This is a genomic window from Rhizobium lentis (assembly GCF_017352135.1).
GTDB classification, from domain to species: Bacteria; Pseudomonadota; Alphaproteobacteria; order Rhizobiales; family Rhizobiaceae; genus Rhizobium; species Rhizobium lentis.
In genome coordinates this window covers 165,856-187,111 of the sequence record NZ_CP071454.1, presented here as the reverse complement: position 1 = coordinate 187,111, position 21,256 = coordinate 165,856, and the positions used below count along the sequence as shown (strand labels likewise).

20 protein-coding genes, 1 pseudogene and 1 riboswitch are annotated in these 21,256 nt (G+C 62.9%); of the genes and pseudogenes, 12 read left to right on the top strand and 9 right to left on the bottom strand.

What is annotated here, in order from left to right; genetic code table 11:
• Positions 1 to 41: 41 nt before the first annotated feature.
• Positions 42 to 599 carry a DUF308 domain-containing protein gene (locus tag J0663_RS00995; protein WP_207242636.1) on the bottom strand — a complete coding sequence of 186 codons (558 nt, stop codon included), beginning with the start codon at positions 597 to 599 and terminating at the stop codon, positions 42 to 44.
• A gap of 139 nt (positions 600 to 738) precedes the next feature.
• On the opposite strand from J0663_RS00995, the gene J0663_RS00990 reads away from it, so the two are divergent.
• Both J0663_RS00990 and J0663_RS00985 read left to right on the top strand, forming a co-directional pair.
• Entirely contained in the window at positions 739 to 1,326 is a 588-nt protein-coding gene (locus tag J0663_RS00990; RefSeq protein WP_207242635.1) for a TetR/AcrR family transcriptional regulator, read from the top strand.
• 121 nt (positions 1,327 to 1,447) lie between these two features.
• Positions 1,448 to 1,673 (top strand): annotated as a pseudogene (locus J0663_RS00985) (GNAT family N-acetyltransferase); the annotation flags it as partial.
• A gap of 104 nt (positions 1,674 to 1,777) precedes the next feature.
• Here the strand turns inward: J0663_RS00985 and J0663_RS00980 are convergent.
• Together J0663_RS00980 and J0663_RS00975 are read right to left on the bottom strand one after the other, a co-directional pair.
• Entirely contained in the window at positions 1,778 to 3,748 is a 1,971-nt protein-coding gene (locus tag J0663_RS00980) for a CHASE2 domain-containing protein (RefSeq protein WP_207242634.1), read from the bottom strand.
• Positions 3,748 to 7,539, bottom strand: a complete 3,792-nt coding sequence (locus J0663_RS00975) for a FecR domain-containing protein (protein WP_207242633.1) — start codon at positions 7,537 to 7,539, stop codon at positions 3,748 to 3,750. The genes J0663_RS00980 and J0663_RS00975 overlap by 1 nt, the downstream gene beginning before the upstream one ends.
• 130 nt (positions 7,540 to 7,669) lie before the next feature.
• Between J0663_RS00975 and J0663_RS00970 the strand changes: the two genes are divergently transcribed.
• On the top strand, positions 7,670 to 8,209 hold the full coding sequence (locus J0663_RS00970; RefSeq protein ID WP_207242632.1) for a Pycsar system effector family protein: 540 nt from the start codon (positions 7,670 to 7,672) through the stop codon (positions 8,207 to 8,209).
• Between the two features lie 53 nt (positions 8,210 to 8,262).
• Here J0663_RS00970 and J0663_RS00965 read toward each other — a convergent pair whose 3' ends face one another.
• Positions 8,263 to 8,751, bottom strand: coding sequence for a RidA family protein (locus J0663_RS00965; protein ID WP_207242631.1), 489 nt, complete (start codon positions 8,749 to 8,751; stop codon positions 8,263 to 8,265).
• Positions 8,745 to 9,470, bottom strand: coding sequence for an SDR family NAD(P)-dependent oxidoreductase (locus J0663_RS00960; RefSeq protein ID WP_207242630.1), 726 nt, complete (start codon positions 9,468 to 9,470; stop codon positions 8,745 to 8,747). Before J0663_RS00960 ends, J0663_RS00965 begins: the two co-directional genes overlap by 7 nt.
• Before the next feature lie 187 nt (positions 9,471 to 9,657).
• On the opposite strand from J0663_RS00960, the gene J0663_RS00955 reads away from it, so the two are divergent.
• Positions 9,658 to 10,560, top strand: a complete 903-nt coding sequence (locus tag J0663_RS00955; RefSeq protein ID WP_207242629.1) for a LysR family transcriptional regulator — start codon at positions 9,658 to 9,660, stop codon at positions 10,558 to 10,560.
• 393 nt (positions 10,561 to 10,953) lie between these two features.
• Entirely contained in the window at positions 10,954 to 11,730 is a 777-nt protein-coding gene (locus tag J0663_RS00950) for a DUF1194 domain-containing protein (protein WP_207242628.1), read from the top strand.
• Positions 11,731 to 12,025: 295 nt separating this feature from the next.
• Here J0663_RS00950 and J0663_RS00945 read toward each other — a convergent pair whose 3' ends face one another.
• Both J0663_RS00945 and J0663_RS00940 read right to left on the bottom strand, forming a co-directional pair.
• Positions 12,026 to 12,715, bottom strand: a complete 690-nt coding sequence (locus J0663_RS00945) for a VOC family protein (RefSeq protein ID WP_207242627.1) — start codon at positions 12,713 to 12,715, stop codon at positions 12,026 to 12,028.
• Between the two features lie 149 nt (positions 12,716 to 12,864).
• Positions 12,865 to 13,299 (bottom strand): 6,7-dimethyl-8-ribityllumazine synthase, encoded by a 435-nt coding sequence (locus J0663_RS00940; protein ID WP_207242626.1) that lies wholly within the window; start codon positions 13,297 to 13,299, stop codon positions 12,865 to 12,867.
• Between the two features lie 80 nt (positions 13,300 to 13,379).
• A riboswitch (FMN riboswitch) is annotated at positions 13,380 to 13,522 on the bottom strand.
• A 477-nt stretch (positions 13,523 to 13,999) separates the two neighbouring features.
• Between J0663_RS00940 and J0663_RS00935 the strand changes: the two genes are divergently transcribed.
• Together J0663_RS00935 and J0663_RS00930 are read left to right on the top strand one after the other, a co-directional pair.
• Positions 14,000 to 14,446, top strand: a complete 447-nt coding sequence (locus J0663_RS00935; RefSeq protein ID WP_207242625.1) for an SRPBCC family protein — start codon at positions 14,000 to 14,002, stop codon at positions 14,444 to 14,446.
• A 186-nt stretch (positions 14,447 to 14,632) separates the two neighbouring features.
• Positions 14,633 to 14,944, top strand: a complete 312-nt coding sequence (locus tag J0663_RS00930; RefSeq protein WP_207242624.1) for a GCG_CRPN prefix-to-repeats domain-containing protein — start codon at positions 14,633 to 14,635, stop codon at positions 14,942 to 14,944.
• 72 nt (positions 14,945 to 15,016) lie between these two features.
• Here J0663_RS00930 and J0663_RS00925 read toward each other — a convergent pair whose 3' ends face one another.
• Positions 15,017 to 15,241, bottom strand: coding sequence for an alpha-amylase family protein (locus tag J0663_RS00925; protein ID WP_207242623.1), 225 nt, complete (start codon positions 15,239 to 15,241; stop codon positions 15,017 to 15,019).
• A gap of 179 nt (positions 15,242 to 15,420) precedes the next feature.
• Between J0663_RS00925 and J0663_RS00920 the strand changes: the two genes are divergently transcribed.
• The 5 genes from J0663_RS00920 to J0663_RS00900 all read left to right on the top strand — a co-directional run bounded on the left by J0663_RS00920 (position 15,421) and on the right by J0663_RS00900 (position 20,491).
• Positions 15,421 to 16,524, top strand: coding sequence for an adenylate/guanylate cyclase domain-containing protein (locus tag J0663_RS00920; protein WP_207242622.1), 1,104 nt, complete (start codon positions 15,421 to 15,423; stop codon positions 16,522 to 16,524).
• Between the two features lie 113 nt (positions 16,525 to 16,637).
• A complete protein-coding gene (locus J0663_RS00915) occupies positions 16,638 to 17,606 on the top strand; it encodes an ABC transporter substrate-binding protein (RefSeq protein ID WP_207242621.1) in 969 nt (322 codons plus the stop codon).
• A 20-nt stretch (positions 17,607 to 17,626) separates the two neighbouring features.
• A complete protein-coding gene (locus J0663_RS00910; protein WP_207242620.1) occupies positions 17,627 to 18,631 on the top strand; it encodes a FecCD family ABC transporter permease in 1,005 nt (334 codons plus the stop codon).
• Positions 18,628 to 19,665 carry a FecCD family ABC transporter permease gene (locus tag J0663_RS00905; protein ID WP_246590348.1) on the top strand — a complete coding sequence of 346 codons (1,038 nt, stop codon included), beginning with the start codon at positions 18,628 to 18,630 and terminating at the stop codon, positions 19,663 to 19,665. Before J0663_RS00910 ends, J0663_RS00905 begins: the two co-directional genes overlap by 4 nt.
• 7 nt (positions 19,666 to 19,672) lie before the next feature.
• Positions 19,673 to 20,491 (top strand): ABC transporter ATP-binding protein, encoded by an 819-nt coding sequence (locus J0663_RS00900; protein WP_207242619.1) that lies wholly within the window; start codon positions 19,673 to 19,675, stop codon positions 20,489 to 20,491.
• On the opposite strand, the gene J0663_RS00895 is transcribed toward J0663_RS00900, so the two are convergent.
• Positions 20,472 to 21,155: a class I SAM-dependent methyltransferase gene (locus J0663_RS00895; RefSeq protein WP_207242618.1), complete on the bottom strand. Its 684-nt coding sequence runs from the start codon at positions 21,153 to 21,155 to the stop codon at positions 20,472 to 20,474. The two genes, J0663_RS00900 and J0663_RS00895, sit on opposite strands and share 20 nt — an antisense overlap.
• Between the last annotated feature and the right edge of the window lie 101 nt (positions 21,156 to 21,256).

Below are 21,256 nucleotides of genomic sequence, written 5' to 3'. Positions count from 1 at the left end.
GGCGGCAATATTTCAGATTGCCGCCGCGCGACCGGGCACGCCTATGCATTTGCCTTGCGATAGGCTGCGACGACAAGCCAGATCGACGACAGCAGGAAGTAGAATGCGCCGAACCCGGCATAGGGCACGATATCCAGGATCGCCGGCGCGTCGGCGCCAAACGACCGGCTGATCATGAAGCCGCCGGCGAGGGCCGATTGCGCGCCGCTCAGGATCATGACCCATTGGGCGCCGTAGACCCGCCAGCGCCTGACGCCGGTATAGAGCTGCAACAGGCCCGCGAGGATCGCCCAGGCCCCGAACACGGCAAGGACGGCGTAGGTGCTATTGCTGAGTGCGATGACGACGGCGAGCGCCGTGACCGTGCTAACGACGACATTCAACGTCTGAGACGGATTGGCCTGCAGGCCGCCATTGACCCGGGCGTCGATGACATTGGCCAGCGCGTCCCACAGGGGATAGACCACCAGCAAAAAGGCTACCGCGCGTGGCTGCCCGGCAAGGAGAATGGCCGCGGCAATCCAGACGATCGAGAAGACCGCGCGGGTGAAATAATAGGAGCGCAGCCAGTTGGATTGGGGGGATGAATGAGTTTGCATGGGACAATTCCTTCAATGTTTGCCATCCTACTAGTAGGTAGATTGAAAACCCGAGTCAACGCCGTCTCCGCACACCTTCTTGTGAAGACGGCACCTGCAGAGCTCTTGACAATCTGCCTACCAGAAGGTAGGCGACGCTATGAAATCAACGGCTTCGACTTCTGATAAAATCCTCGACATCGCCCAGTCGCTCATCGTGGCGGGAGGCTATAACGGCTTCAGCTATGCCGACATCTCGGCTGCGATCGGTATCAGGAAGGCAAGCATCCACCATCATTTTCCGACAAAGGCCGAGCTGGTCACAGTCCTTGTGGATCGCTACCGGAAGCAGGCGGACGCGGGTTTACAGTCTCTGCGCGAGCAGGCGGCAAACCCTGCCGATCAGCTGCAATTCTACGTCAATTATTGGCACACCTGCATTCGGGACGCCTCGCAGCCCTTCTGCGTCTGCGCGATGCTCGCCAGCGAAATGCAGATGCTGCCGGAAGAGGTCGCCTCACGCGTCCGCGCCCATTTCCAGAGTCTTGCGGCATGGCTAAGCTCGGTGCTGCAGGCCGGAGTCGAGCAGGGGGTGTTCCGGCTGGACAAGCGGCCGGAAGAGCAGGCCCAGATGCTGATGGCCTCTGTTCATGGGGCGATGCTCTCGGCGAGGGCACTCGGCGATCCCGGGCTATTCATCGCAGTTATTGCGCCTGAGATCGTGAGGCTGCGGGCGGCGGATCGCTAGGGAGTTCTCTAGCCGACAGGCGCTCTGTGCATGCTGGCGCTCGTCGAGGCGTGACGTTCGGATGGTTACACACCCGGTTCCGGGATTGGATGAAAAATGCGCAAAAGAGAACTCAATGGCGCAGCCGGAAAGCTGGGGGCAGGGATATGCCACGGAACTGGTCCGGGAAACACTGACCTTTGCCTTCTACGACCTCAATGCTGATCGCGTGATCGGGCTGGTTCGTCCCGTCAATGCGGCGTCAAGGCGTATCCTGGAAAAATGCGGCTTCCGTTTCGAGCGCGAGATGATTATGCCGCACGGTGCAACCGACCAATATGTATGCGATAGGCAACTTAACATCCTGACGGCAAGCGCTAAGGAGTTCCCTGGAAGGTATCCGGTAGCCGGATTGCTCCAGAAGCGGACGTCTCCGAATTCCGCCGGCGGCATTGCCTCCTGCCGACAACAGTCACTCTTTGCCATCAGCGGCCAGCGCATCCCGAATGACCGCGTAATAGCCGGCAAGTTCGGGAATGTCGGCGGCCAGAGTGTCGAAGACAGGATCGGACGGCGCCAGCGTACCGGCATATTTGGCCTCAATGAAGGCCTGGTGGGCGGCCAGTGCTTCGGCGTCGGCCTTGTGTACGACGGTGAAGATGGGTGAGGGGGCAGTGCGGCCTTTGACGATAATGCGGTCGAGTTCGACGATGATGTAGGTCTCAGTGACGAGCCTGGCGGTCTCCTCGCCGAGCAGCAGCGCCACGCCGTAATTCTTCGAGGCGCCTTCGAGGCGGGAGGCGAGGTTGACGCTGTCACCAAGGCAGGAATAATCGAAGCGGCGGGTCGAGCCCATGTTGCCGACGATGCATTCGCCGGTGTTGATGCCGACGCCCATCTTCAGGACATGCGGCTTGCGGCCGAGTGTGGCCGCCTCCCGCTCCAGCTGGCCGTTCAGCCTCGATATCGCCGCTTGCATGGCGAGCGAGGCGCGCACGGCGTGAAGCGCGTGGTCGGGATCGTCGAGCGGCGCGTTCCAAAAGGCCATGATGCAGTCGCCCATATATTTGTCGATCGTGCCGCCGTGATCCATCACCACATCGGATAGCGGCGTCAGCAGCCGGTTGATCAGGCCGGTCAGCTGCTCCGGATCGTCCTTCAGCGTCTCGGCGATGGTGGTGAAGCCGCGCACATCGGAAAACAGCACCGAGAGCGTGCGCCGCTCGCCGCCGAGCTTCAGCTGCGTGGGATCGCTCGACAGGCGTTTGACCAGATCGGGCGAGATATATTGGGCGAAGGCGCGGGTGATCTGGCGCTTGTTGCGGCGCTCTTCGGCGAAATCGAAAGCGGCCTGGCCGAAGACGACGGAGATATAGGCGACCGTCGGGCCGAGCGGTGAGACGAAGACATAAGCGAGCCGGATGCCGGCGGCACTGACGGCCGCGAAGGCGAGGAGGGCAGCCGCGCTCGTCACCACCGTCAGCCATCCCGTCGAGCGCCAGACGGTTGCGGCGGCAAGCAGCACCGATATCAGGATGCAGGCGGCAACAGTCGGCAGCCGCGCTTCGGCGATCGACAGGCCGCCCCGGATATTGTCGTAGATCGTCGCCTGGATCTCGACGCCGGAGACGAGCTTGCCGGTGTGAACCGTATAAGGCGTCGCAAAGGCGTCGACGCCGCCCTTGTCGATGGCTGGCGCATTCTGCAGGCTGAGGCCGACGAGCACGACGCGGCCTTTGAAATAATCCGGCGGCAGCAGGCCCTTCGGATCGAGCGCCTGGTAATAGGAGACCGTGGGATAGCTGCGGGCCGGGCCGAAGGTTTGAATCAGCCGGCCCGCCGGCAGGGCTTCGGGCGCCACTCCCGCGGCCTTTGCCAGCATCGCGGCAAAGCCATCCTGATATCCCGGAATGCGGCGGAAGGTGCCGTCGCCGCTGAGATCGATCGAGGCGATGCCGGTCACGGCACCCGCTTCGGTCAGCTGCGGTAGGGGTGTCGCGCGGATCAGCTGGGAGGCCTGCGGCGTCTCGATCAGCGTCTCGTCGCCGGCCAGCACGACATCGGGGCCGACGGCCCTGGTGATCGCCGCGTCATTATCGGGGTTCGAGGGCTCGGCCATGATGATATCGAGGCCGATGACGCGGGCGCCGGCGGCGCGCAGCTGGTTGATGAGCTCGGCATGCAGGCTGCGCGGCCAGGGCCATTGCGCGTTGATATCGGCAAGCGAGGGTTCGTCGATCGCGACGATGACGGGCCCGCCCTGCGGCGGGCGGGGATCGTCGACGGTCGAGAGATAGTCGAAGCTTCTGAGCTCCAGCAGCGACCAGGCGGGCAGGCGCGACAGCAGCGAGATGGCGATCAGTGTGGTCAGCGACAGCACCAGAAGCCTGAGATGACGGCCCCTGATCTGCCTGGCCTGCCGAGGTTTGTCCCGCCTCCGCATCAGAAGCGGACTTTGAGTGTGCCCTTGAAGGCGCGGCCCCAGCCGGGCACGCCGGGGGTGATCTCGAAGTCCTCGTCGAGCAGGTTATAGGCGGCTGCCTCCAGCTCGACGCGCTTGTCGAATGGCTCCCAGACCAGGTGGGCGTCGAGGCTCCAGTAATCGTCGAGCTTGGTGCCGAGATCGTCGCCGTCGCGCTCGCCGATGTAATTCGCCGCCACCGTCGCCTTGACCTTGGCCTCATTGACCCAGGTCAGCGCGATCTGGCCGGAATTCTTCGGGATATAGGGCAGGTTGCCGCCGTAATTCGGCTCCAACGGATCCTTGTTCTTCGATTCCATATAGGCGTAGGTGGCCGACAGGCCGAAACCGACGCCGAGGACCACATTGGCGGTCACGGCGGCGCGGTCGATGCTGCCGCGCGATAGTGGCAGGCTGTCGGCGGCCGGCAGGGCGATCAGTGGCAGATCGATCGAGAAATCATGCAACTCCTGATGCTGGTATTCGATCGACGTGAAGAAGCGGTCGGTCCACTCGGCGTCCCATTGCAGCGCTACCGTGTCGGCGTAGCCTTCGGCACTGACTGAGAACTGATTTGCCTGCAGGCCAAGGATGCCGATCGGGGCCAGAGTCGGGACGCCTGCATCGAGGCTCTGGCGCATGAAAGCCGCGCGGAGCCAATGGTTTTGAACTGGCGCCCAGGCAAGGCCGAAGCGTGGTTCCAACCGGCTTACCTCGACTCCGTCGCCATCCAGCCATGTGCCGAACAGAGCATATTCACCCTTCAGGTCCGGCGTGATTTCGTGCAGGAGGTCAATATAAGCGCGACCGATATTGGTGCGGGTTTCCGTTTTCCTGGGTCCGTCTGTCTCGCCGTCAATGAAGCCCGGGACGATATCTTCGAGATGGAAGTAGGTCTTGAGAGACGTATCGATCCAGCCGCCTTCGACGCCATAACGCCAAGTGAGCGGTCCATCGCCGATGCTGTGGCTGATCGCTGCGATATAAGCTTGCGATTCCGTTTCCCTGCTTGTCTGGCCGAATGGTCTGATGTCGCCTGAGCGGGGAATGCTGAAGAAAGGCACGTCCGACCAATCGTATGACAGGTCAATGGCGCTTTTCGATTTTGTCTCCTGATAGAGCAATGCTCCGTTCAAGATATTCTCATAGGCGAAGGTGTGGCTCCATCCGAGCCCAGCGTTCGTCACTTCCGAGTTGATAGTCTGCGTGCGGTAGAGCGGCAGTTCGTCAGGTGCCGGCGGGAAGCCGAAGATGGGAGTGAGAATAGGATCGAATACGCGTAAGTTCAGGATAGTGGAGAGCGAAGGATCCGTCGACAGCGCATTCAGCGTTCCATCATTCTTGGCGTGATTAAAATAAGCTACAACGCGGTCATCCGGCGTCACCGTCGCCGTCAGATAGCCGTTGCCGCCGAGGAGCTTATTGTCGGTCGCATATCCGCCGAAGTCGCGATAGTCCCCATCGAGCGCCAGTTCTTCCCAGGTCAGATTGCCGTAAAAGCTGATCGGGATCGTCGCGTTCGAATAACCCTGGATTTCGGCCTCGCCAATGCGGCGCGTATGGCCGTCGACGCTGTTGATGCCGCCGCCGAGCGAGCCTTCGATGAACGGCACGTCGAACAGCGTTGCCGACCGCGAACGGCCCGACAGCATATGCGGAGAGAGCAGCAGGCCCTGGATGAAGGATGAGTAGCTCGACGCGTTGCCACGGTTCTGAATGATGTTATCGTCGCTGAAGCTCGTCGCGTTGACGAAAGGAAAGATGCTGCCCTTGATCGACTGGTCGATATAACCGGTGCCTTCGAATGGATCGAAGACGGCATCGCCGTAATAGCGGCCCCAGGCATCCAGGCCCTGCAGGCGGAAGGCGTTGTTGAGCGTCGAACCGGCGCTCGCATTGGCGCCGAGCGAGCTGTAATCGCCGCCGCGGGCGCGCGAACGGCGCAGATATTCCTGAGCATTGCGGATTGCGCCATCGGCGTCGTAGTCGTCGATATCGACCGCGGTTCGGAAAGCGGAGATCGACGGGTCGTTGTCGTCGAGCCGGTCGGCATTGTCGAGCGCCTGCTGGGAAGGGATGCGGTCGCCTTTTTCGTAGTGCGCGGCGGCGAGCATCAATTGCGACTGCGAATGGCCGGGATTGGCGGTGCTGGCGGCGAGCAGGTCCTGAAGCGCCTTCTCGCGCTCGCCGGTTTGCAGGTAATAGCGGCCGCGAGCGAGCAGGGCGAGATCGAAGGATGGATCGAGGGCAATCGCGGTGTCGATCTCGCGCTTGGCTTCCTTCATCCGCCCCTGGTCGAGATAGAGGATCGCGAGGTTCGCGTGTAGCAGCGGATCCTGCGGATCGAGCTCGATCGCCTTCTTGAAGGCCTTTTCCGCTTCGCCATTGGCATCACGAGAACTCTGCAGCAGGCCGAGCGAATTCAGCGTGCTCGAGGCGCCGGGCGCAAGCTCAATGGCGCGGTTCAGGTCCGCAAGCGCACCATTGATATCGCTCTCATAGCTTGCCCTGTAGCCAGCACGGGCCGACAGCGCCATCGGATGATCGGGGTCGAGCGACAGCGAGCGCTGTATCGCTTCCTTCATCTGCTCGCGGTCATCGGTGAGTTCCGCCAGCTGGGCGCGGACCGCCGGCAGGGTCGGATCGTCGGGATAGCGCTGCTCGGCTTTCTTGATGATCTCGATCGCTGCGCGCGGGTTCTTGAGGAAGCCTATCGTATAGGCCTCCATGATCGCGCCGTAGGGGCCGGTGGTGTTGGCCGGCGGCTGTTCGGCATGGGCGGGGTTGGCGAGCGAACGAGCGAAATAGCCGCCGAATTGCGCCATGGTGCGGCGTGTCGGGTCGAGATGCGGCAAGGCCTTCTGGAAGAGCCTGGCGGCATCGGAATAGCGCTTCTCCGAGCCGGCAATAGTGGCGTCGATCAGATCGACGCGCGCCTGCTGGGCCACGGTCAGCTTGCGACCGCGAATTTTCTGCAAGGCTGCGGCCGCGGCCTGGCGGCCGTCGAAGGCGCTCTGCACTTCGGCAAGCTCCAGCCAGTCTTCGGTCGTGCGCCGCTCCGGCGGCAGCGCCAGCAGGCGGCGGCGCTCCGCAGCCATGCGGTCGGCCCTGAGCGGCGATGTCGGCATCAGGTCGAAACCGTCGCGCAGGTCCAGATAGAACAGCATCTGCTCGCGGTCGTCAGGATTGACGCTGATGATCTTGGTCGGCGCCTGGCCGATGGTGGCGACGGCCCCTTCGCCTTCGCTCACCTCGACGCTGCCCTGCGGATTGGAGAGCGCCACGCGGCCTTCCAGCACGATCATCGAGGTCTTGGCGCCCTCGACGGTCATCGTCCAGTCCGTGCCGCGGATGGCGGCTGCGGCCGCAGGCGTCTCGACCGTCAGGCCCTGACCGCCACGCTCGGCGCGCGCCCAGATGGTGCCGGATTGGAGATTGAGCACCGTATCGCCGCTCGCCGCCATCTTCTTGACCAGCAGCGAGGAATTGCGGCCGAGGCGGACCTGCGTATGATCGGAAAAGACGATGGCGAGCTGGCCGTTGGCATTGGTGCGCAGCACGTCGCCGGTCAACAGATCCTGGTGCAAGTCTACGACGCGCCAGTCCGACACGTCGATGAAGCGCACTTCCTCGCCGGTCTTGCGGGCGATGACGGAGCCGGCGACCGGCGTTGCACGCGGCAAGGGATCGGCCATCGCCGGCAGTCCGAATCCGGGCACGGCAAACGCAAGCGCCATCCCGACGCGACAGATGTTACTGGAATAACCCCGCATGTCCTCGACCCCATACCCCGCTTCCCCTTTGTCCGCGTAGAGTGGAAAAGTCAAGCTTGTTGCACACGTGTTCTTGCTTTCGCCGGCAAGTGTAATATCAGGGAAACACTTTGACGTATGGAGTATTCAGGTGAGCGAATTTGAAAGTGCCACTGAGGTAATGCTGAGCAAGCCCTCTAGCGGGGACGTCAGCACCGAGTATTTCGATCATATTAAGAAAATCAATGATATATTTTATGATCAGATCAAGATATCCGATCAGAAGGCCGCCTATATCTTTACTTTCATGCTCGCATTTCTGGTGAGCTCCAGCGAGGTGAGGGCCGTCTTCAGCCTGGGGCGCTACACCGCGGGTACGCCCGGGAGCATATTATTCTCCGGCCTGCTTGCCGCCGCCTCGGTCTTCTCCATCCTGTCGGCGATTCTCGTCGTGCTGCCACGGCGCTTGGGCACCTCGACATCGCTCTTCTGGGGCGCCTGGCCGAAGCATCGCGACATGTTCTTCGAGGCCGCTGTTCGCCGTGACGAGCGCTACCTCTTCGACCAGTATTTCGAAAACGCCAACATCCTCTCCGCGATTGCCTGCAACAAATACCGCTGCGTCACCTTCGCCTTTCGTGGCTTGATGGTGAGCGTGATCGCCTATGTCTTGCTTTTGATTGCCGGGTGAGTGAGGCGGCGACGCCGGGAATGCAGGGCACGCCTAGGCGCGCCCCTGACCATTCAATCTTCGACTTCGAGGACGAACTCGATCTCGATCGGCACACCTAAGGGCAGGCTGGCGACGCCGAGGACGACCCGGCCGGAGAGTCTGTCTTCGCCGAAGACCTGGAGCAGCATTTCGGATGCTCCGTCAGCGACCTTCGGGTGGTCGCGGAAATCGCCTTCGGTGGCGATATAGACGCCGAGCTTGACGACCCTGACAACTTTATCCAGCGAGCCGAGGTACTCCCTGGCGGCGGCGAGGGCGCTCAGCGTCGCCGTTTCGGCGGCCTTCCTGCCGTCCTCTGATTTCAACGCGCCGCCGACGCGGCCTATATAGCGCGGCTTGCGGTCGACGACCGGCAGCATGCCGCTAAAGAAGACCAGCTTGCCTGTCCGGACCGCCTCGACATAGGCGCCCAAGGGCGTCGGCGGCGGGGGAAGCGTGATGCCGAGGTCCTGCAGCCGCCGTTCCGCGCCGGCTGCCTGCGCTTGTTGATGGTTTACCATTTGCCCAGATGTGCGCCGCCGTCGACGTGCAGCACCTCCCCGGTGACACGCGGAGCTTCCGTCAGGAAGACGACCGCATCGACGATTTCGCCGACGTTCGATATGCCTGCTATCGGTGACAGCGTGCTCAGGAAATCCTTCGGATTGTCCTTGTGCAGCGGCGTGTCCACCACCCCGGGAGCGACGATATTGAAGCGTATCTTCTCGTTCGCATATTCCATCGCCAAGTTCTTGGAGATGGCGTTGACGCCGCCCTTTGTCATCATAGATACCGAAGCAGGGAAGCCGGCGATCGGATGATCGGTCAGTGGCGTGGTGATGCTGACGACGCTGCCGCCTGACTTCTGCGCGCGCATCTGCCTGACGACCAACTGCGTCAGATGGATGAAACCTTCGAGATTGGTCGAAGACAACGTCCTGAAGTCCGTCATCGTGAAATCGACAAACGGCTTGGCCAGGAAAATGCCGGCATTGTTGACGAGCGCATCGATCGAGCCGAAGCGGTCGATCGCCGTCTTGGCGACCCGCGCCGCGGTTTCAGCATCGCCGATGTCGCCATCGACGAGGGCCAGCCGGTCGGAGGCCTCGAAAGCATCCGAGGCGCTGACCTGGCGCGAGGTGGCAACGACGTTGTAGCCGCGCGCGATGAAGGCGTTGACGAGGCCCGCTCCGATACCCTGGGAGGCGCCCGTAACGATGACAGTCTTTTGCGTAGTCATGTTGAACTCCATGATCTGGTTCGGGCAACGTCGAGCCTGATCGGCCGGGTCGCTCGAGATGGGGCCGCCGCGATCGCGCCGCCATCCGGGTTGTGAATTGTTTCGCCAAGTGAATATGGCGAAAACTCCATTCCGCGATTAGATGGAAATATCTGGATTCTCTTTTGCATCAGTGCAAAAATGGCGCATGGCCGATCTCAACGACATCGCGGTTTTCGTGAAGGTGGCGCAGTATGGCAGCTTCAGCCGTGCGGCCCATTCCCTCGGCATGCCGGTTTCAACCGTCAGCCGGAAGGTGACGTCGCTTGAAGAGCAGCTCGGCGTGACGCTGCTGCAGCGCACGACCCGCAAGCTGAGCCTTACCGCGCAGGGTCGGGCCTATTACGACAGATGCAGCGAACCGCTTGCCCATCTCATGGACGCCGAGCAGGCGCTGACGGAAACGCAGAGGAAGCCGGAAGGCCTGCTGAAGATCTCCGTGCCGGTCATCTTCGGGCAAAACGTCTTCTACGAATTCATCTCGTCTTTCCTGAGGACCTATCCCGATATCCAGATCGATCTCTTCGTCACCAACCTGTTCCTCGATCTGGTCGCCGAGAATATCGATGTCGCCATTCGTTTCGGCGAACTCAAGGATTCCTCCATCGTCGCGCAGCGGCTAGGCAAGAGTGTGCGCTATCTCGTTGCTACGCCCGACTATCTGAAGGGCAGGGCGCTTCCATCAAAACCCGAGGACCTGAAGGATCATCGATGCGTGCTCCTGAACGGCCGCAACGGCGAGGCGGATTGGCATCTCGTCAGCGGCCGCAGGTCGATCGACGTGCGCGTGTCGGGGCCGGTTTCCAGCCGGGATTTCGATGCCGTCAGCGCCTTTACCTATCGCGGCCACGGCATCGGGCTGCTGCCTTCGACCTATTGCGACGAAGAGATCAAGCGCGGCGAGCTCATCCGCCTGCTGCCGTACTGGTCATCGCCGGAGATTTTCGTCCACGCCGTCTATCCGACCCGCCGCTTCTTGCCACTCCGCCTGCAGGTTTTTCTGGAAGCGTTGAAGGCATGGAAGAGTCCTTTGTGGCTGCCTTTGCGTTGAGGTCTAGAGAGCGGGCCTGCCCCACAGCGCCTTGAAGGGCGAGGCGGTGCGCTGGCCTTCTTCCCTCATCAGTCAGTTTATGCGGAGCTGGCCACCCCTCTGCCCAGCCGGGCATCTCGGGGAAGCCATTGCGTCCATCCGATCTCCCTCGTTGTGGGGGAGATGCCCGGCAGGGCGGAGGGGTGCTCCTCTCCGGGCAAGCTGACTTGGTGACGGAAGAGAAATGAGCCTACTCAATGAAGCACCATAGGGAGCCAGCCGATCGTGGTAACGTTTAAAGGGCGCAGGCACTCCTAATATCACCGAAAATTGAAGCCCCGCGCGCGGCCGGGCGTCCTGCGCGGGGCAAGCTGTGCTAAGGTTCGCAAGCTTGGATGGCGCGGGGATTTGCCGATGCTGACGACACTTGCGGTGCTCATGGGTCTTTCCGGCGTCGTTCCGGCCGCAGGCGCTGGCGGAACTGAAGTCGACGTGACGCTGGTGCTTGCCGTCGATACCTCGCGGTCGATGGATTTCGAGGAGATCGGCATTCAGCGCCAGGGTTATGTCGATGCGCTCAAGCACAAGGAATTCATCGACGCTGTGAAGGGCGGGCTCACCGGCCGCATCGCCATCAGCTATTTCGAATGGGCGGGTTATGTCGTCCCGGATTCCGTGATCGACTGGCAGGTGATCGAGACGGAAGCCGATGCGATCGCCTTTGCTGACAAGCTCGACGCCCGGCCGATCGCCACCCAGCGGCGCACCTCAATCTCCACCGCCATCACTCAGGGCGTCAGCATGATCATCGCCAGTCCCTTTCAGGGCAGACGGGAGGTGATCGACGTTTCCGGCGACGGTCCGAACAATTCCGGCAATCCCGTCACGCCTGTCCGCGACAGAGCGGTGGAGGCCGGCATGGTCATCAACGGCCTCGCCCTCATGCTGCGGCCTTCCGACGCGCCCGACGGTCTCGACAAGTACTACGCCGACTGCGTGATCGGCGGCCCCGGCGCCTTCGTCCTGCCGGTCTACAAGATCGAGGATTTCGCCATCGCCGTGCGCCGCAAGCTCGTGCTTGAAATCAGCGGCCTTTCGCTGCCGCCGACGGTGCAGGAGATAGCAGGAGCCCAGCCCACGACAGACTGCCTGATCGGGGAGAAGCAGTGGCGGGATATGTTCGATCGGTGAACTGGCGGTTGTCGACTCGGCCTTCGCCTCGGGATGAAAAGGGAGAGGGTGCCGTAGGACACCTCTCTCTGCCCTGCCGGGCATCTCTCCCACAGGTGGGAGGTCGGCTGGCTCACGGGCTTTCCCAAACGACCGGCGTCACGTGAACCGCAAATTCAGGACGAGGCATGGCTTTTTGCGATCTCCCCCTTTTGTGGGGGAGATGCTCGGCAGGGCAGAGCGCGGTACCACGCGGCGCTCCGATATGGAAAATAAATACCGCGTCCGAGAGAGCGTCCTCCTCCCGCGTCCGCGCCTACAACGGCAACTCCCTGCCTGTCTGTTCGCTGACCATGTATTCAGCGTACCAGTCCGGCCAGTTTTCATCGTATTTGCCGCCGTTTCGTTTCTCGTGTTCGCCGTGGGCGGTGGCGGCGCGGCGCAGCGCCGACGCAAGGTCGCCCGACGTGGCGAAGGCTGTCTCGTCGGCGTCGATGCGACCGGGCAGGCGGGTGGTGACTTCCTGGAACAGCCAGCCGTTGCCGTCGGGATCCTTGAAGGAGGCAAAGGAGCGGTAGCTACGGTGTTCTGGATCGCGCCCGGCGATGCGCAGCCGCCCGAAGAGATAGGGTTCGTCCTTGCCGGCATAGACGCCCGATGCGTCGTGGAAGACCTCGCTCACCTCGACGCCGCGGGCGATGAGATCGCGCCTGGCGGCCTCGATGTCGGAGACGATGAGGTAGAGGCCCTGGGCGGAGCCGGGGGCGGCGGCGGTGACATTCTTGCCGAAGATGATCGCGCAGCCGGAGCCGGGCGGGGTGAACTGGATCACGCGGAAATCGGCGTCATTGGCGAAGTCGGCGTCGAGCCGCCAGCCCAGGCTCTCGTAAAAACGTTTGGCGCGGTCGACGTCGGAAACAGGGATGACGACCACTTCGAGCTTGGTGTCGACCGGTCGTGTTCTCGTGGATTGGGTGGGGGTTTCACTGCGCATTGCATTGCTCATCTTCAGCTCCCTTGAGGTTTGGACGCATTAAGAATGGCGATACATGTCGGGATCGAGTGGACCACAGCGCGGAGAGGCGGTCGAATCAATTCTTCTGTCGGTATGGAGAAAGACGGCGGACCGATCCCGCCGCCTGTTATGCGGGCTTTCTACGCCGCAAGGGCGGCGCGCGTCTTGCCGATCATGAGCGCGGCGCGGGCTGCCTCGCGGCCCTTCTCGACGAAATGAGCGCGGTAGATCTGGGTGTGATGCTCGGTTTCCTGGTAATGATGCGGCGTCAGCGAGACCGACAGCACCGGCACACCGGTGTCCATGCCGGCGCGCATCAGGCCATCGACGACGGCCTGGGCGACGAATTCGTGGCGGTAGATCCCGCCATCGACGACGAAGGCGGCGGCGACGACGGCGGCATAACGGCCGGTGGCGGCAAGATCGCGCGACAGGAGCGGCATTTCGAAGGCGCCCGGAACATCGAACACGTCGATCTGCTCGGCGGGAACAAGCTGTTGGAATCCTTCGAGCGCACGGTCGACGATATCGGCGTGCCAGCCGGCTTTGACGAAGGCATAACGGGTGGGTGTCATGGTGATCTCCTTTGGCGTACAGACACGTCACCCAAGGCGATCACGAGCATCCGCCGACAGCCCGGGAGGGCAGCAGCAACGCACGTTCTCTTTCATCCGGACTATGACCGTCGGCTCAGGCCTCTCACCTGATCTGCTGACCCTTCCGAGGAAGGCGCTCGCGGGCTCGCAATCGAAACTGCATACCGCCGGTAGGGACTTTCACCCCGCCCTGAGAACGGCGCGACAATAGGGGCAAGGCGGCGGGCTGGCAATAGGGAAGATGGTTTCGTGGGCGGGTGCGTCGGTGTATCCTCTCATATGCCATATGCCATATGCCATATGCCATATGCCTTTCGCCTGCCGCTCAAGGCGCTCGTCGCTAACGCTCCTCACCCCCTCATCTGCCCTGACGGGCATCTTCTCCCCGCTGGGCGAAGGGGGAGCAGTTGCCTGCCCTCGCTTCCACAAGAGGCATTTCTGAAGGAGCGAGGCGCCGCCACGAGTCCGCTTCTCCCCAGCGGGGAGAAGATGCCGGCAGGCAGATGAGGGGGTGAGCGACGATGGGAGCGAATGCGCTGAGCGCGAGCGAAGGGCACATGCCCCACCACCCTTGCTGATCACTCCCTTCCGCCTACATGCTCCTGCTGAGGACATCCATCTTGAAAAAGCATGCCGCTCGGCCTCATTAGGGGCAGGACAGCAACCATCGGAGACAGACATGCAAGACCCCTTCGTCGTGCGCCGCGAGGCGCATATCGCCGCGCCGCCGGCTGCGGTGTTTGCGCTGATGACAGATCCTGAGAAGATCCTGCGTTGGATGGGAACGGAAGCGCAGGTCGAGCCTGAGCCGGGTGGCCTTTATCTCGTCAACGTCACCGGCGCCCGCTTTGCGCGCGGCTCGTTTCGTGAGGTGGTCCCGGTGCATCGCTTGGCCTACAGCTTCGGCTGGGATGGCAGCGAAGTGGTGCCGCCGGGCTCAAGCCTTGTCGAGATCGATCTGATCGAGCAGCCGGACGGGACGCTCTTGCGGCTCACCCATAGTGGCCTGCCCAATGCGGAACAATGCGCCGGCCATGCCGAGGGCTGGGAACATTATATGGGGCGGCTCATCGAGGTTGCCGCTGGGCGGGACCCGGGTCCAGATCCTTTTTACGGCAGGACATGAACGGGTTTTCCGGGGCAGGGTAACGCTCCTCAAGTGCTTGACGCTGCGGAAAGAGCAGCCGGCCGGCGCTGCAATACGCCGTCCGAAAGCGCTGTTTTTTCTCCCGCAAACATGAACGCGCAGTTCATCTCCAGTTCAATTTGGCGGACCTAAGGTGGTTGCGGCTGGATTGAATTGGAGTTTTCGATGAAGGCACTTTCTATCGCGGCTGCCTTGCTCGCTGGCAGCCTCTCGATCGGCACAGCTCAGGCGATGCCGGTTGGGACAATCAAGGTTGAGAGCACTGTCACAAAGGTCGACTACGCCTGTGGCCGGGGCTGGCACCTGACCCGCTGGGGCGAATGCCGGCGCAACTGGCGCCGCCCGCCGCCTGTGGCTTTCTATGGCGGCCCGCCCCGCTGGGGCTGGGAGCGGCGGCATCACCGGCATTGGGATGGCCCGCGCTGGCGCGAGGAGCGGCGTTGGGATCGGGACCGTCGTTGGCGGGACGATTATTAAGGGTCTCGTTCAAAGAGAAATCGATGGAGGCCGGCGCAATTCGTCCGGCCTCTAAGGGTTGCGGCGCCTGATTCAGATCTGGCTCACGAGCCAATGCTTGCCGTCGATCAGTTCTTCCAGCTCGGCCGGGTCCTTGACGCCGAACTCGAACCATTCAACGAGCTCCTTCGCCTTCCGCTTGCTTTCCTCCGCGGTGAATTCGATCCCATAGCGCGTGCACCAGCGCCGCAGGATCGACGTCAACAGCGTCAAGTCGTTTCCGTCCAGCGGATCTTTCGGCCAGAATGTCGTGCCCATCGCAACCCCTCAATCGCGGATGATGACCCAGACATTATAATGGAATCAAAGTGGCGCAAGTTTAAAGTGTTATTTTTCTGTTTTCCACCATAATGATGGATTTTCGACAGTGTTTTGGAGCCATGGAGGATGCGGAGGCGTCCGCTTGCGGACATTTCCGGGTGGTGTCATCCTAAGCCATGGATCTGACTTCCTCCCTTGCCTGGCTGGTTGACGAGGCCGCTGCCTCACCTGGTCCCGAACGGTTCCTGGCCGAGCTCGGGCGCCAGCTGCTTTGCGACGGTCTGCCACTTGCCGGCGGCGCGCTGACGCTTTCGGTGCCGCATCCGATCATCGCGCGGCGCACCTGGCTTTGGCGGGCCGAGACCGGGGTTGTTATCGAGGCGCTCGGCTTTGCGGCGGCCCCGCCTGTCGAGGCCGGGCGCGAATGGCTGGCCGGGCTCGGGCGGGTTTGGGAGGAAAGGATCGGAAAATCGCAGGAGAGCCCGGTGCTCGGCTGGGCAGGCACTGCCAATGGGGCAGGGGACGGCGCTTTCGGCACGGCCGAAGCCCGGCGACTGCAAGAGATCGCGCGTTTTGCTGCCGCACCGCTGGCCGCACTCTCGGCGCGGGAGGCGCGGACAGCCTTGCTCGAAGCCTATCTCGGCCGTCGCAGTGCGGCCCGGGTGCAGGCCGGCGCGCTTGCCCGCGGCACCGGCGAGACCATCCGCGCAGCCCTCGTTTGCGCCGACCTGCGCGATTTCACCGCCCTCTCAGAGGCCACCGAGCCGTATGCGATGATCGCCACGCTGGACGCCTGGTTCGACCGGATCGCCGGCGCCGTGCACGCTTTTGGGGGCGAGGTCCTCAAATTCATCGGCGACGGTGTGCTGGCGATCTTTCCGGTTGCGCCTGCCTCCGGCGAAGAGACGCAGGCTGATCGAGATGCCTGCGAGGCAGCACTGAGGGCGGTCGCCGCCAGCTGCGCCGGCATGGCCCATCTCGATGAATTGCGCCGGGCGCAGGGGCTGTCGCCGCTGCCCTTCGGGGCGGCGCTGCATTTCGGCGAGATATTGTGGGGCAATATAGGCGCTGCCGACCGGCTTGACTTCACCGCCATCGGTCCTGCGGTCAATCTGGTCAGCCGTTTGGAGGGGCTCTGCAAGCCGCTCGGCCGAACCGTGCTGATCTCCGGCGCGGTGGCGGCGAATACGGAGGCCGTCCTGACGCCGCTCGGCGAGCACGCCCTGCGTGGTATTGCCCGGCCTTGCGCCGTCTTCGCCCTGCCCGAGGAGCGAGCCTAGCGTAAGCGGGGTGCTGCCGAGGGTGCGCTCAGAAAACGGACCAATAGAATCATGATTGTGAAACTCCGCTTTTTTGGCTAAAGCCTCTGCGCACTAGAGGGGAGTTTGCAGATATGACTCGATACGCACGTACATTTTTCTCTGCCCTGGGGCTGTCGGCAATGCTGATCACAGGGGCCGCCCAAGCGGATGACGGCAAGAAAGTCTCGATCGTCGATGATCGCGGCGTTACCGTGGAAGTCCCGGCGCAGCCGAAGCGCATTGCCTCGATTTCCTATTTCGCCGATGACGTCGCGCTGGCGCTCGGCATCAAGCCGGTTGCCAGCACCTATATGACGTCAGGACGCGAGCCAGCTTTCCTGCTCGGCCTCACCTCCGGGATGAAGCAGATCGGCCAGCGCGCCAAGCCCAATCTGGAGCTTCTCTCCGAAGCCAAGCCGGACCTGATCATCGCGATCCGCCGCTATACGGTCGGCAATGCGGCACAACTGCAGAACATCGCGCCTTATGTTGCCTACAACATGGAACTGCTGGAAGAGAGCTACAAGGAGGTTGCCTCGCTTTCGAAGCTGCTCGGCAAGCCCGAGCGCGGCGAGCAGCTGAACGCCGATTTCCGCAAGCATCTTGCCGAATTCACCGCCAAGGCGCCCAAGGATGTTCATCCGCGTTTCCTCATCATGTGGGGCGGCGCGACGCCTTTCGCTTTCCACACGGAAAACACCTCGGCCTCGATCGTCGCCGCGATCGGCGGTGACAATGTGCCGGGGCCAAAGACCCCCGGCGGCGAGTTCGGCATCGACATCAGCCTGGAAACCATGCTGGAGAAGGATCCGGAGGTCATCTTCGTCTATGATTCCGGCCCGGATCGCCCGCATGAGAGCAATCCGATCTGGTCGCAACTGTCTGCGGTCAAGAACAACCGGGTCTTCTATGTCGGCGACCAATGGGTGGAGACCAACGGCCCGATCGCCCGCGAAATCGTTCTGCGCGAGGCCGCGCATTACCTCTATCCCGAGACCTTCCCGGCCGTCGACGTCAAGGCCGAAGCTGCCAAGCTGATCCCGGCTGAGCTGCAGAACTAAGCTCAAGGATGAGACCTGCGATGAGCCCCCGGCAATCGCATCTGGCCATCGGGCTCGTCGTCGTCGCCGCCATCCTGGCGGTGATGCTCGGCCTGCTGGTCGGCGCCAAGACGCTGTCGGTCGAGACGGCGCTTCGCGTGCTGCTCGCGCCCGACGGCAAGATCGAATCCGTCCTCGTCTGGACGCTACGCCTGCCGCGCAGCCTGGCGGCTGTTGCCGGCGGGGCTGGGCTTGCCGTTTCCGGTTACATCTTGCAGACGCTGACGCGCAATCCGCTGGCTGATCCCGGCATCACCGGCGTTACATCGGGAGCGGTTGCGCCGATCGTCTGCTGTTTCGTCTTCGTGCCCTGGCTTTCGCCTGCCTTCTATCCCTTCGTCGGCCTGGCCGGCGGGCTTGCGGCGGCTTCGTTGACCTTCTGGGTTTCGCGCGGCGGGCAGGGGCGGCCGCTTCAGCTTGCGCTCGGCGGCGTGAGCGTCTCGCTCTTCCTCAGCGCGATCACGACCTACGTGCTGCTCTTGACCGGTCCACAATCGGCATCGCTGCTCTTCTGGCTCGCCGGCGGCTTCCAGGGGCGCACCTGGTCGCATCTCTTCTATATGCTGCCCTGGACCATCGTCGGCGTCATAGGGGCGCTCGCTCTGCGGCGGGTGATCGGCATGTTCATGCTGAGCGATCACGCGGCGGCAGGCATGGGCCTGCAGCTCGGCCTGTGGAAACCGCTCATTCTCATTCTTGCCGTCATTCCTGTCGCGGGCGTCGCGCCGGTTGCAGGGCCGGTCGCCTTCGTCGGCCTTGCCGCTCCCCACATCGCCCGGCTGCTCAGGCCGCGCGGCACGGGCTTCGAGATCGGATTGAGCGTTGGCCTCGGCGCGTTGATCGTGACCGTTGCCGACATTTTCGCGCGCAGCATCGCCCTCCCACGCGAATTGCCGGTCGGGATCATCACCGCGCTCATCGGTGGCCCCGTCTTCATCTATCTCGTCCAGCGCGGGCAGCTTAATCTTGCAGGTGAGGCGCGATGAGCGGCCCTCAGTCGATACCAGCCGATGCGGCGCCGATATGGATGTTTCCCGCGCTCGTCGCGCCGGCCATCCTGTCGCTTGCGGCGGCGATATTCCTCGGCGTCGCCGATATTCCTCTGGGCGACGTCGCGGCGGTCTTGACCGGCGGCGGCGCGGCGGAAGCGCGGCTGATCATTCTCGATATCCGGCTGCCGCGTATCGCCACCGGCATTCTGGCCGGCATCCATTTTTCGCTGGCGGGCTATCTGCTGCAGACCATCACCCGCAATCCGCTGGCCGATCCGTCGCTGATGGGCGTGTCGCAGGGGGCGACGCTGTCGGTGACGATCTTCCTGCTCTTCACCGTCTATATCCTCGAACCGGGCTCGAACACGCTCGCCGAACTGCCGGTCGCATGGCTGCCGGCCGCAGGCCTGGCCGGTGGCTTGCTCGCCGGCGGTGTGATCTATCTGCTCGCCTTCCGTCTCGGCCTCAGTGCGCTGCGCATCACGCTTTGCGGCGTGGCGGTCGGCGCCGTGCTGCATGCGGTGGCGATCGGCCTCATCGCCGGCTGGGGATCGGCCCGCATCGAAATCATTCTCGAATGGCTGTCGGGCAGCCTCTATGCCCGCAGCTGGGATCACGCGGTCTTCCTGCTGCCGTTCACGATCGCCGGGCTCGGCATGCTGCCGGTCATCTATCGCCCGCTGATGCTGCTGCAGTTCGATGTGCCTGTCGCCCGGTCCTTCGGGCTTGCCTATCGCTGGCAGTTTTCGGTCGTCCTGATCGTTTCCTGCGTGCTTGCGGCGAGCGCCGTCGGCGCCGTGGGCCCGGTCGTCTTCGTTGGTATCATCGTGCCGCATCTCGCCCGCCTCCTGGCGGGCCGGAATTTCATGCTGTCGCTGGCGCTGACCATCGTGCTCGGCGCCGTCACCGTTACGCTCGGCGATCTCGCCGGCCGGCTGCTGGGGCAGGCCGAGGAAATCCCGATCGGCGTGGTCACGGCCGTCTTCGGCGCACCGCTTCTGCTCGCGCTGCTGCGCAAAACCATGTGAGGCCGAAATGCCATTGTCCTGCTCCGACCTCTCGGTGATGTACAGCAAGCGAAAGGCCCTCGACGGCTTCAGCCTTTCGCTCGAAAGGGGCGAGATCCGCGCTCTGATCGGCCCGAACGGTTCCGGCAAGAGCACGGCGCTGCATGCGCTGGCGGGCCTAATCAGGCCGGCGGAGGGCAGGGCATCGCTGAATGGTGTTCCCGTCGCCACCATGTCGCGCCGGATGCTGGCAAGGCGGCTCGCCTTCCTGCCGCAGCAGCCGACCGCGCCCGACGAAATGACCGTCGCCCAGCTCGTGCGCCAGGGGCGCTATCCGCATGTCGGCTTGTTCCGCTCTTATGACAGTGGCGACGAGGAGGCGATCGAATGGGCGCTCGAAAGCACTGGACTGTCAGGGCTTGCCGACCGCAGCCTTCGGGAACTGTCAGGCGGCGAACGGCAGAGGGCGTGGATTTCGGCCGCGCTCGCCCAAGAAGCAGAGATCTTGCTGCTCGACGAGCCGACTTCCTTCCTCGATATCGGCTATCAGGTCGAAGTGCTCGATCTAGTCCATCGCCTGAGCCGGGAGAAGGGGGTGACCGTCGTCATGGCGATCCACGACATCAACCAGGCGATCGCCGTCAGTGACCGCATCTCGCTGCTCGAAAAGGGGCAGCTCAGATTCGACGGCCCCCCGCGTGAACTCGCCGAACGCGACCTGGTCCAGGAAATCTTCCGCGTCAGAGGTCGCTTCGTCCAGGTCTCACCCGATAACCCGCCGCATTTCGATGTCGAGCTGACGAGGCTTCAGCGGGCCAATGCCAGCTTTAGCGCTTTACCAACCTAAAGACGATTTTCGTCTGGGTGTAGTAATTGAGCGCATCGGCAAAGTCCGGCGTCCAGCCGTCCGCCACGAAAGGAATGAAGCCGTCATATTCGAGTTTTCGGGCGGAGACGTCGAAGCCCGCTTTTTCGAAGGCGCAGCCGTAATCGGTGATCGAGCGATCCTGAACGACGGTGTTGGTGCGGTTGGCGACCAGCTCGCGCCATTGCGGCCAGAGCGGGTTGTCGGTGTGGCATCCGGTCACGGCATAATAGACCCCGCCCGGCTTCAGCGCCCGCCGGATATCGGCGGCGTGGGCATCGATATCGGGGACGAGGTAAATGACTTCATGGCTAACGGCGAGATCGAATTCTTCGTCCCAGCCTTCCAGCCTGCCGCCGACCTGATGCTGGATCGGGAGATCGCCCTTCAGCTTCTCGGCCTTGGCGATCGAGGTTTCGGCGATGTCGATGCCGAGCGCCTTGCGGAACGGGCGGATCGCATAGAGATGCCGCAATAGGCCGCCCTGATTGCAGCCGAAATCGAGCACGCTCTTGCCGGTCAGGTCGCGCTCGACGATGAGATCGATCAGGTGGCGCCAGATGGGAGCATGTCCATCAGCCATCCTGTCCTCGGCGTCGGGGTCGATGTACCACGTGCCGATGTTTTTCTGCGGTTCCTCAGCCATCCCTTGCCCCTCAAATCATGCGGATCACGGCGACGGTCTTAGGGCGCGTGTCCCGGCTTGGCTAGAGCATGTCGCGCAAAACTACGCAGGCGTATTACAAA

Bases quoted from the DNA above. Each gene is read 5' to 3' on its own strand.
- J0663_RS00925 (WP_207242623.1), bottom strand. From the start codon at position 15,241: ATGGGCACGACATTCTGGCCGAAAGATCCGCTGGACGGAAACGACTTG.
- J0663_RS00945 (WP_207242627.1), bottom strand. From the start codon at position 12,715: ATGAGCAATGCAATGCGCAGTGAAACCCCCACCCAATCCACGAGAACA.
- J0663_RS00975 (WP_207242633.1), bottom strand. From the start codon at position 7,539: ATGCGGGGTTATTCCAGTAACATCTGTCGCGTCGGGATGGCGCTTGCG.
- J0663_RS00930 (WP_207242624.1), top strand. From the start codon at position 14,633: ATGAAGGCACTTTCTATCGCGGCTGCCTTGCTCGCTGGCAGCCTCTCG.
- J0663_RS00950 (WP_207242628.1), top strand. From the start codon at position 10,954: ATGCTGACGACACTTGCGGTGCTCATGGGTCTTTCCGGCGTCGTTCCG.
- J0663_RS00990 (WP_207242635.1), top strand. From the start codon at position 739: ATGAAATCAACGGCTTCGACTTCTGATAAAATCCTCGACATCGCCCAG.
- J0663_RS00955 (WP_207242629.1), top strand. From the start codon at position 9,658: ATGGCCGATCTCAACGACATCGCGGTTTTCGTGAAGGTGGCGCAGTAT.
- J0663_RS00895 (WP_207242618.1), bottom strand. From the start codon at position 21,155: ATGGCTGAGGAACCGCAGAAAAACATCGGCACGTGGTACATCGACCCC.
- J0663_RS00900 (WP_207242619.1), top strand. From the start codon at position 19,673: ATGCCATTGTCCTGCTCCGACCTCTCGGTGATGTACAGCAAGCGAAAG.
- J0663_RS00915 (WP_207242621.1), top strand. From the start codon at position 16,638: ATGACTCGATACGCACGTACATTTTTCTCTGCCCTGGGGCTGTCGGCA.
- J0663_RS00960 (WP_207242630.1), bottom strand. From the start codon at position 9,470: ATGACTACGCAAAAGACTGTCATCGTTACGGGCGCCTCCCAGGGTATC.
- J0663_RS00995 (WP_207242636.1), bottom strand. From the start codon at position 599: ATGCAAACTCATTCATCCCCCCAATCCAACTGGCTGCGCTCCTATTAT.
- J0663_RS00905 (WP_246590348.1), top strand. From the start codon at position 18,628: ATGAGCGGCCCTCAGTCGATACCAGCCGATGCGGCGCCGATATGGATG.
- J0663_RS00920 (WP_207242622.1), top strand. From the start codon at position 15,421: ATGGATCTGACTTCCTCCCTTGCCTGGCTGGTTGACGAGGCCGCTGCC.
- J0663_RS00935 (WP_207242625.1), top strand. From the start codon at position 14,000: ATGCAAGACCCCTTCGTCGTGCGCCGCGAGGCGCATATCGCCGCGCCG.
- J0663_RS00940 (WP_207242626.1), bottom strand. From the start codon at position 13,299: ATGACACCCACCCGTTATGCCTTCGTCAAAGCCGGCTGGCACGCCGAT.
- J0663_RS00965 (WP_207242631.1), bottom strand. From the start codon at position 8,751: ATGGTAAACCATCAACAAGCGCAGGCAGCCGGCGCGGAACGGCGGCTG.
- J0663_RS00980 (WP_207242634.1), bottom strand. From the start codon at position 3,748: ATGCGGAGGCGGGACAAACCTCGGCAGGCCAGGCAGATCAGGGGCCGT.
- J0663_RS00910 (WP_207242620.1), top strand. From the start codon at position 17,627: ATGAGCCCCCGGCAATCGCATCTGGCCATCGGGCTCGTCGTCGTCGCC.